Source organism: Oleiphilus sp. HI0125, assembly GCF_001635355.1.
This window is the reverse complement of record NZ_LWGF01000373.1, coordinates 1-9,007: the sequence shown is the minus strand read 5'-3', so window position 1 is coordinate 9,007 and position 9,007 is coordinate 1. Positions and strand designations below refer to the sequence as shown.

Annotated in this window: 9 protein-coding genes and 1 tRNA gene; 4 read left to right on the top strand and 6 right to left on the bottom strand. The window is 44.2% G+C overall.

The features are described 5' to 3' along the window. Both A3762_RS26355 and A3762_RS05190 read right to left on the bottom strand, forming a co-directional pair. The coding region (locus A3762_RS26355; RefSeq protein ID WP_369820666.1) for a phosphatase PAP2 family protein at positions 1 to 365 on the bottom strand (365 nt) is incomplete at its 3' end. Next, positions 316 to 1,527, bottom strand: coding sequence for a glycosyltransferase family 1 protein (locus A3762_RS05190; protein WP_068754421.1), 1,212 nt, complete (start codon positions 1,525 to 1,527; stop codon positions 316 to 318). The genes A3762_RS05190 and A3762_RS26355, both read right to left, overlap by 50 nt. A 164-nt stretch (positions 1,528 to 1,691) precedes the next feature. Here A3762_RS05190 and A3762_RS05185 point away from each other — a divergent pair, with 164 nt between their 5' ends. Then, on the top strand, positions 1,692 to 1,964 hold the full coding sequence (locus tag A3762_RS05185) for an oxidative damage protection protein (protein WP_068754422.1): 273 nt from the start codon (positions 1,692 to 1,694) through the stop codon (positions 1,962 to 1,964). Between the two features lie 151 nt (positions 1,965 to 2,115). Next, positions 2,116 to 2,191, top strand: a tRNA-Phe gene (locus A3762_RS05180). 40 nt (positions 2,192 to 2,231) lie between these two features. Here the strand turns inward: A3762_RS05180 and A3762_RS05175 are convergent. Both A3762_RS05175 and yeiP read right to left on the bottom strand, forming a co-directional pair. Further along, positions 2,232 to 3,593, bottom strand: a complete 1,362-nt coding sequence (locus A3762_RS05175) for an MFS transporter (RefSeq protein WP_197469040.1) — start codon at positions 3,591 to 3,593, stop codon at positions 2,232 to 2,234. Between the two features lie 364 nt (positions 3,594 to 3,957). Continuing rightward, a complete protein-coding gene (gene yeiP, locus A3762_RS05170) occupies positions 3,958 to 4,533 on the bottom strand; it encodes an elongation factor P-like protein YeiP (protein ID WP_068477116.1) in 576 nt (191 codons plus the stop codon). 305 nt (positions 4,534 to 4,838) lie between these two features. Here yeiP and A3762_RS05165 point away from each other — a divergent pair, with 305 nt between their 5' ends. Then, the gene (locus tag A3762_RS05165) at positions 4,839 to 5,507 is read left to right on the top strand and encodes a PEP-CTERM sorting domain-containing protein (RefSeq protein WP_197469039.1); all 669 of its coding nucleotides are present in this window, start codon (positions 4,839 to 4,841) and stop codon (positions 5,505 to 5,507) included. Positions 5,508 to 5,541: 34 nt separating this feature from the next. Here the strand turns inward: A3762_RS05165 and eutC are convergent, their stop codons facing one another. Together eutC and A3762_RS05155 are read right to left on the bottom strand one after the other, a co-directional pair. Next, positions 5,542 to 6,402 (bottom strand): ethanolamine ammonia-lyase subunit EutC, encoded by an 861-nt coding sequence (eutC, locus tag A3762_RS05160; RefSeq protein ID WP_068754417.1) that lies wholly within the window; start codon positions 6,400 to 6,402, stop codon positions 5,542 to 5,544. Between the two features lies 1 nt (position 6,403). Beyond that, the gene (locus tag A3762_RS05155; protein WP_068754415.1) at positions 6,404 to 7,813 is read right to left on the bottom strand and encodes an ethanolamine ammonia-lyase subunit EutB; all 1,410 of its coding nucleotides are present in this window, start codon (positions 7,811 to 7,813) and stop codon (positions 6,404 to 6,406) included. Positions 7,814 to 8,430: 617 nt separating this feature from the next. On the opposite strand from A3762_RS05155, the gene A3762_RS05150 reads away from it, so the two are divergent. Then, positions 8,431 to 8,979 carry a type IV pili methyl-accepting chemotaxis transducer N-terminal domain-containing protein gene (locus A3762_RS05150; protein WP_068754412.1) on the top strand — a complete coding sequence of 183 codons (549 nt, stop codon included), beginning with the start codon at positions 8,431 to 8,433 and terminating at the stop codon, positions 8,977 to 8,979. Positions 8,980 to 9,007: the final 28 nt, after the last annotated feature.

Sequence of the window (9,007 nt, the reverse complement as noted above, 5' to 3'; positions counted from 1 at the left end):
ATGGCATGGAGTGTATGTCCAGAAGGGAAGCTATAGCGATCGAGCGTGGCACAAACTTGAAAAATATGGGTGTAAGAAATGAATGGCCGTTCGCGCACCCATGTTTTTTTAAGTGTTTTATAAAGTAAAACACCTATCAAACCTGTGATGATGTAAGTGACCAATACGGGAAGCGCATTGAGTCCATCAATGTATAGTAAAGATAAGCCAGCAAGATACCAAAAAACACCATTGCCTAAGCGGCTCACTATCGTAAAGAAAATACCAATCCAAGGTTGTCTGCAGAACCCGTTTAGCATTCTGCATAGTTGTATGTCAGCGGCTTGAGCTTTCTGGCTTAAAACGAAGGTTCGATCTATTTGCATGTGCTTTACCGTATTGAGTCGATTGCGATTTTTCGAGTGTTTTACAGAATTGCTGAACTATTTTTTGCCAGTTCAGTCGTTGTGCTAGAACAACTGAACTCATTGATAGATTTTTGCGAAGATCGGTTTTCTCATAAGCTGCGATTGCATTTTTGATGAACTGGCGATCATCGCCAAGGTCAGCAAGAAAAGCTGATTGGCGGTTATCTAAATGCTCTTTCGCCGCGGCATCATCAAACGCACAGATACAACAACCGCTCGCCATTGCTTCAGTGACAACATTGCCAAACGTGTCTGTTTGGCTGGGGAATAGGAAGATGTCGCCGGAGGCATAATGTTGTGCAAGTTCTTCGCCTCGCTTCACTCCTGCAAAAATTAAAGCAGGGTAGCGTGCAGCAAGACTTGGTTTGAGAGGGCCATCACCTACCAACACGAACTTAGCTTTGGGGTATTTTTCGCTAATGCTCTCGTAAGTGTCTGCAAGGAGTTCTAAGTTTTTTTCAGCAGCGATACGACCTACGTATAAAAACACGGGCTCGTTTTCAGAAGCTCCCCATTGATCGCGAAGCTGTTGATTTCTTTTTGTCGGAGAAAATAGTTCGCCATCGATACCGCGCGAGACCACTTCAGTGTTCGTAAAACCTTTGTGTTCAAGCATTTGTTTTTGTTGTTGTGTAGGAACAAGCGTGCTTGCACTCGTGTTATGAAACCATCTCATATACTTCATGATGAGAGGCTCCAAAAAACCAAAGTTGTAAAACTTAGAGTAACTTTGGAAGTTAGTATGAAAGCCCGTAACTGCGCCTATTTTAAGTTGCTTTGCTGCTTTTAATGCCGCGTAACCAAGGGGACCTTCTGTTGCAATATAGATTGCGCAGGGTTTGATTCGTTGAAGCTGGTGCTTCATCCACTTTTGAGAGACTAAGCCAAACTTCAGATCAGCATAACCAGGGATAGGTAAGCCAAATACAAGCTTGTCTGACTCTCTATCGAAGGTTCGAGAATCTATAGCTTTGTCGGCTGAGTGTTGCTTGGGACGAATCACCGTTACCCGAATACCTAAGGCAAGCATGCCGTCAACCCATTTACCGAGCGTTGTTGCTACACCGTTGATTTCTGGGCGATAGGTTTCTGTCACCAACAAAACATTTTTTAATGTCATTACATAGCCCCTCTCTGTCTCATGGGGCATACATTGATCAGCGAATATTACAGTTAGGCTGCAAAGTGATGACGAAAATATGAACAATGCGCTTTTGTTTTTTTGGTTTAGAACAAACTCGGGTTACACTTTGCGCGTTCAAATTTCTAGACGAAGGTATCTGTATGTCGCGCACTGTATTTTGTCGCAAATACCAAGAAGAGCTCCCTGGTTTGCCTGTTCCACCAATGCCCGGGGCAATAGGGCGAGATCTGTTCGAAAATATTTCACAGAAAGCATGGCAAGAATGGCAAGGTCATCAAACCATGCTGATCAATGAAAAGCACTTGAATATGATGGACCCAAGTGCGCGCGAATTTTTGCGCGAACAGATGCAAAAATTCCTTTCGAATGAAGCTTTTGAGCAAGCTGAAGGCTATGTTCCGCCTACAAAATAACCAACTTTAATTTACTTCACATTTAGTTGATAAAACTGCTTGACTCACTAAAACGAAACGGGTTTAATACGCCCCCGTTGAAGGCAAGACCTCAACGAAAAAGCTTGGTGAGAATATGATCAAGACAGTGAGAAAACACTGTAAAAAATAAGCCCGGATAGCTCAGTCGGTAGAGCAGGGGATTGAAAATCCCCGTGTCGGTGGTTCGATTCCGCCTCCGGGCACCACTTTTCAAAAAGGCCGCTTTTCAAGCGGCCTTTTTCGTTTCTAACCTTTGGCGCTTTCCATCTCTTCATTAATGTATTTGCCAGCAGCAAGGAACTGCCAGATAGCAATAATACTGAATACAACGGAGACACCTAGTACTGCATAGCCCACTGATCGCGTACCGAAATCTGCACTTAGCTGATCACTGATAATACCGACAAGCACAGGGCCTAAGCCTAGGCCAAGAATATTGATCGCGAAAAATAAAATGGCTGAGGCGAGTGCGCGCATTCGCACATTGACCAGTCCTTGTACCATGGCCAAGCTTGGGCCCATATATACAGTTGCCATGGTGGCTGGAATAGCAAACAAGCAAAGCACTAAATAAAGTTCATCGAGCATGTAAACAAGGAACAAAAACGGGAGTGCTATCGCTGCCGAAACAGCAGGTATCCAGATATACCAGCGCTTGTCCTGTACACCTTTTTTATCCGCTAGATAACCTCCGTATAAGGTTCCGGCACCACCTAAGATACCACTGATGAGCGCAAGCCAAGTGCCGAGTTCGCCAGTTTGAATGTCAAAGTTACGCAGCGTATAAGGGGCAAACCAAATCGCGCTGCCATACGCGATAAGCGCAAGACATGAAGCGCCGAGAGAGATATGTCTGAAAGATTTTTTGCTCCACAGCGTTTTGATCGATTCCTTAAATGACACCGCATCCTCGACCTTTTCAATCGCGTCACGTGCGCCGCGAATCGGTTCTTTAATCGTGGTTTGAATGAGAATGCCAATTAAGATGCCTGGTACGCCGACCACAATAAAAGCAACACGCCAGCCAAAGAATTCGTTAATCCAGCCGCCTAGTAGAAAGCCGAATAGAACACCGATATTGATGCCAAGAGAGTAGATCGATAAGGCAGTACCGCGTTTTTCGGCAGGGTACATATCCGAAATCATGGAATGAGCTGGCGGACTGCAGCCTGATTCACCCACACCAACCCCGATGCGTGCGAGTAGTAGCTGAGTATAGTTTTGAGCAAAGCCGCTAATTGCGGTGAAAAAACTCCATGTGGATATGGCGATGCTCATGATGTTTCGCCGTACCCATTTGTCAGCAAGTCGCGCGACTGGAATGCCCATCATGACGTAAAAGAAGGCGAATGCGATACCCGTGAGTAAGCCTAACTGAGCATCACTCAGCAGCAATTCTTGCTTGATTGATTCCTGAAGAATCACAAGAATCTGTCGATCAATAAAATTGAAGGCGTAGGCCATGGTCAACATGAACAATACATAGTTTCGGTAGCGTGTATTGTCGTATGGATTCTCGGTAGAGGAAGGGAGGATTTCTGCGCATGACGCTGTTTTAGTGTTTTCGTTTGGCATGGCCGACGAAGTGGTTTCTGTAATGGAAGACATGGATGTGTACCGTGGTTTGTTATTGTTGTACTACGATATTGCGAACGCCTGAATCGCGTAATTGGATTTATGTTGTTTATTTTTTGCTCAGCTAGAGTAAATGAAGTGGGTGTGCAGCACAATGCTCCGAGTATCGTAGAATGATCCCTTCGCATGTCGGCATACTGTAAGGTTGATTGGCACTTCAGCGCGAGTTATCGCTCTTCGGTGCAGTTCTCGAAGTGTGGGAGCTTATGTGGTTTCTAATGTAAGACTAATAAGAACCACAGTTTTGCGAGCGCGCAAATTATCTTAGGGGTGGACAGTGTTTCTTATAGTCGCTCTTGGTCGAAGCACGCGTTCAACCAAGAGCTTCTTGAACGTTTTACTTGGCTTCTGCGCGACCAGTGAACTTGCGTTCTTCTACGTTGATCTTGATCCGATCGCCAGTAGAAATATGCTCAGGCACCTGAACAATCAAACCTGTTGATAGAGTCGCTGGTTTGGTGCGTGCACTTGCTGAAGCGCCTTTGATAGATGGGTCTGTTTCGACAATTTCCAGCTCAACAATCAATGGGGTTTCAACGGCTACTGGATGGTCATTTAAGATCAGAACCTGTAGGCCTTGAGATGCATCGGTGATAAACAGCAACTCTTCTTCAATGCTGGCTTTTTGCAGTGAGTAAGACGAATAGTCTTCGCTATCCATAAATACATATTCGTCGCCATCGTTGTATGAAAATGTGACGGGACGTCTGCTCAAGTCGGCGAAATTAAGCATGTCAGAATCTTTGAAAGTTTCGTCAATCTTCTGGCCAGTTGTCACGTTATACATGCGCATACGGTAAAGGCTCCCTCCCGCTCTGCCTTGCGGAACAGAACGCTCGATGTCTTTTACAAAATACGCTTCGCCGTTGTACTCAATGGCTGCATTCTTTTTTATTTCGCTAGCTTTTGGCATGTCTTTACTCTCTTTGAATTTATTTTGGAGCCTATTATAAGGAGCGAAATGGAATTGATAAGTGTTTTATGTGCAGAAGAATAAAGGTGATTGTTTTGTTATGTGTGATACAAAACATAATAACGCGGTTGCGCATCGAGATAGAGCGAAAGCGTGAGCTGAGTCTATTCCTTTAAATGCTGTCGCAAGTATGGGAGCTATTTTTTAGTTCATGTTTACTGAAAGCGTCAGGATAATTTACATTTCTCTTTTTTTTATATTCAGGTTTTATGGTTAAGTTATTGATATCAGATGGTTCATAAAAAATGGTTGGATATTTGCTGCATTCACCGAGCCGAATTGGTGACTTTATTTATAAGATTGGAGATTTGCAGATGTATACACGGATGACTGCTTTTGTTGTGGCTATGTTGCTCGCAGTAAGTGCGCAAGCCGCTATTATTTTTCAGGATGATTTTGATTCTGAGGGAACTCAGACTTCTCACCTTAACTACAATGGGTTTACTAACTGGACTGTCAGCGAAGGTACTGTTGATTTGGTAGGTACGCCAAACCCGTGGGGTATTGGATGTGTTGGTGGCGCTGGTAAGTGTGTTGATTTAGATGGTACTACTCGCAATGCAGGCGTATTCTCTAGTTCATCTATTTTTCTTGCCGCAGGTACTTACGAGTTGAGTTTTGACATCTCAGGAAATCAGCGAAACAGTGGTGGCGATACAATGGCTGTTACCTTGGGCGGATTCTTTGATCAGAACTTCTCTTTGAACAGCTCTGATCCATGGCAGACAGTCACTTATCAATTTATTGTTGGCAGTGACACAAGTGATTCGATTATTTTTAATCACGCTGGCGGCGACAATATTGGCATTATGTTAGATAACGTTGTTCTTAGCTCTGTTGATGTTCCAGAGCCTGGTTCGTTAGCTCTTCTTGGGTTGGGCTTGCTCGGTTTGCGAGTAGCTAGAAAGCGTTAGTTTCAGGCACTTTCTTATTGTAGGAAGCCCGCTATTAAGCGGGCTTTTTCGTTTCTGCCTCAAGAAAACTTTCGTCTTCGCTTCTGTCTTTCAGTTGAACACCAGAGAGCTTTTTGATTCGTGCTTCATTTAATAAATAAGTCGCTTTTTGAGCTGCCTCTGAATAGCCCATTCCGGCTTGTCGAATGTTTGAAATACAGTTTCTGCTAGCATCAGTTAAATTGAGTTTTGGAGACCAAGTTAGGTAGAGCCCCATGCTGTCAGGAGAACTTAAACCGGGGCGTTCTCCAATCAAAACCAAGACGCTTTTTGCATTTAAAAGTGTGCCGATATGATCTCCAATCGCGACGCGACCTTGTTCAACGATACAAATTGGCGCAATGTTCCATGACTCTGAGGGGGCTTCTCGCGCTCCTAATCGAGGTAATAACTCGGCTAGAAATGGCGCAGCATTTTGCTCGATGGCAAACGCAGACAGACCATCAACAACGACAATCGCTAAGTCGTAGTCGATGTTTTTGTTGCCTTGGTCTTGATTGAGTAATTCGCATGATGGCTCATTTAAGAGTCGGCCAAAATCGGGGCGTTGCAGGTATTCTTGGCGATTTTTGGCTTGGCTATGAAGCGCTAGAGTGCCTAAATCACTCACTTCCTTAAGTGCGTTTAGATCTGTTGAAATGTTTTCAAAGCTCAATGGGGTATGCACGACATCTTGTGCTTTTGCATGTGCAAGCTGAAAGGCTAATGAGTGCTTCGTTGGTATGCTGATGCCCGCACGCCCTAGTCCAATTCTCGCATCTGTAAATGTACGTAGTCTCTCCCAAGGATTGTCAGTAACTGATGCTTCAGAGTTTTTTGCCGTTTGAACTTGTTTGTTCTGTTCGTCTTTGCTCATCTTAACTTCCTGCGAGGCGCTTAATAGAGTCGTTAAACAGAGCAGGGACATGGCTGTTCAAACTAAAGCTATTGTGATCGTTCGCAATCTCTAATTTATGAAGCCACGCCTCAAATTCTGGCGCAGGTCTAAGGCCCAAAGCACGTCTTGCGTATAAGGCATCATGAAATGAAGTGGTCTGGTAATTCAGCATGATGTCATCTGATCCAGGAATTCCCATAATGAAATTGCAGCCAGCGACACCGAGCAGTGTCAGTAAATTATCCATGTCGTTTTGGTCTGCATCAGAGTGATTGGTGTAGCAAACATCACACCCCATTGGTACGCCGAGAAGCTTGCCGCAAAAATGGTCTTCTAAACCCGCACGTGTGATTTCTTTACCGTTGTATAGGTATTCTGGACCGATGAATCCGACCACCGTATTGACCAGAAGCGGATTGAATTTTCGCGCAACTGCATAAGCTCTTGCTTCACATGTTTGTTGGTCAACCATATGGTGTGCATTTGCAGACAATGAACTGCCTTGGCCTGTCTCAAAATACATGACGTTATTGCCTATCGTTCCTCGATTTAGCGATAGTGCCGCATCGTGTGCTTCGGCAAGCGTGCTTAGATTAAAGCCAAAGCTGTCATTTGTAGCTTGCGTGCCGCCAATAGATTGAAACACCAAATCGACAGGAGCGTTTTTTTCTATGGCTTCGATCGTATTTGTTACGTGGGTAAGAACACAGGATTGCGTTGGTATTTCGTAGCTTTCGATGAGTTCGTTCGTCATATCGAGCAATCGACAGGTCTGAGTGACATTATCAGTGGCGGGATTTATTCCGATGACTGCATCGCCATTGGCATAGAGCAATCCATCAAGGATGCTCGCTGCGATCCCCGTGAGATCGTCAGTAGGGTGATTTGGTTGAAGTCGGGTTGATAAGTGGCCGGGGAGTCCAATGGTATTTCTAAATGCGGTACTGACGTGGCACTTTTTAGAAACCAGTATCAAATCTTGATTACGCATTATTTTACTGACCGCGGCGGCCATTTCTGGCGTGATGCCTGAGCGAATTGTCGTTAGCATTTCGGTGCTTGCGAGATCACTAAGTAGCCAGTTTCTAAAATCTCCAACCGTAAGATGAGATATGGGTTCAAAGGCTGCTTTATTGTGCTCATCAATGATCAGTCGTGTTATTTCGTCATCTTCGTAGGGAATGAGCGTATCTTCTAGAAATCGTTTAAGTGGTACTTCCGCGAGCACCATCTGTGCAACAACCCTCTCTTCAGCATTACTCGCTGCGAGTCCAGCTAATCGATCACCAGAGCGAGCAGGAGTTGCTTTCGCCATGAGCTCTTTTAGATCGTTGAAGTGATAGGTTGTTGACCCGACGCTGTGATGAAACGAATAACGACCTTTATTCATGTTTTGTTCTCTAGGATCTTGTCGTTTTTATTCATTGTTCTGTGTACCCAAAAACTCTCTCTCATGCAGTGATGAACCACAAGAGAGGGAGGGCGCGGAACTTAGTTAGTTGTTTTAAAGCTTCTCTTTAATAATCTGCTCTTCTTTTTTTGAAGCAATAGTTTGGCCAAGTAATGCGGTATTAGAGTGCTTGTGAATGTTTTGTATACGGCAATTGAACTTGATGCTAAGTATAGCGCTGAGGCACTCTATAACGCCGTGAACTGTGATGGCGATTATTGCACATTGCTATGTATAGGGTTTGGGGCCGCTCACGACTTTTATACAAGAGCATCCCTCTGTTGCTGAAATAAAGTAAGGATATTTTTAGTGTTTTGGGAATTTTTTTGTGATGAGACTTCTTGGGCGTGCTAGATGCTGGACAGCGTATTGTTTCTATTGATTTACTCAAATAGCGCCCACTTATAGTGCGTTTATATAATTGCTCAGTAAATTAATTTGTTTTATGTTTTCATTAATCGGTTTTATCGATGAATAAGCCTTAAAACAACTGAAAAACTTCATAAATGTCGTCTAAATTTTATCCACTTACTTAGTGTCGCATGTTTAGGATGTTTATGTTTGTTTCTCTTACTCGTTCTTTTTTGTTGGCTGTATCGTGTTTTGTTGTCTTGGCAGGTATTTCTCCGTCAGCGCTAGCTATTAGCGCGGCTGAGTATGGTGTAGTACTGAACTTGTCTGGTAAGCAGCGCATGCTCACCCAGAAAATGTCTAAAGAGGTGACACTAGTTGCTTTAGGCGTTGATGCGGAACAGAACATCAAAAACCTAAGTGCTACGTCTGATTTGTGTGACCGCACGCTGAAAGGCTTGCGTGACGGCGATGCAGAGCTTGGTCTACCTTCAACGGAGTCGAAACGTATCGTACGACAGCTCGACAAGGTGGATGGTATTTGGGCTGAGTTCTATCCGGTTATTAAAGATGTGATCGGTTCAGGTGCGGTGACGCAGGATCAATTATCTCTAATTGCAGAAAAGAATCTTCCCTTGCTTAAGCAAATGAACAAAGCTGTTGGGCTATACGAAAAAGACGCGAAAAGAACGGAACTGAGGCCTCACCCGGGCTCGCAACAACGATCAACCTTGCCGGCAAGCAGCGAATGTTGACCCAAAAAATGAGTAAAGAATACTTTTT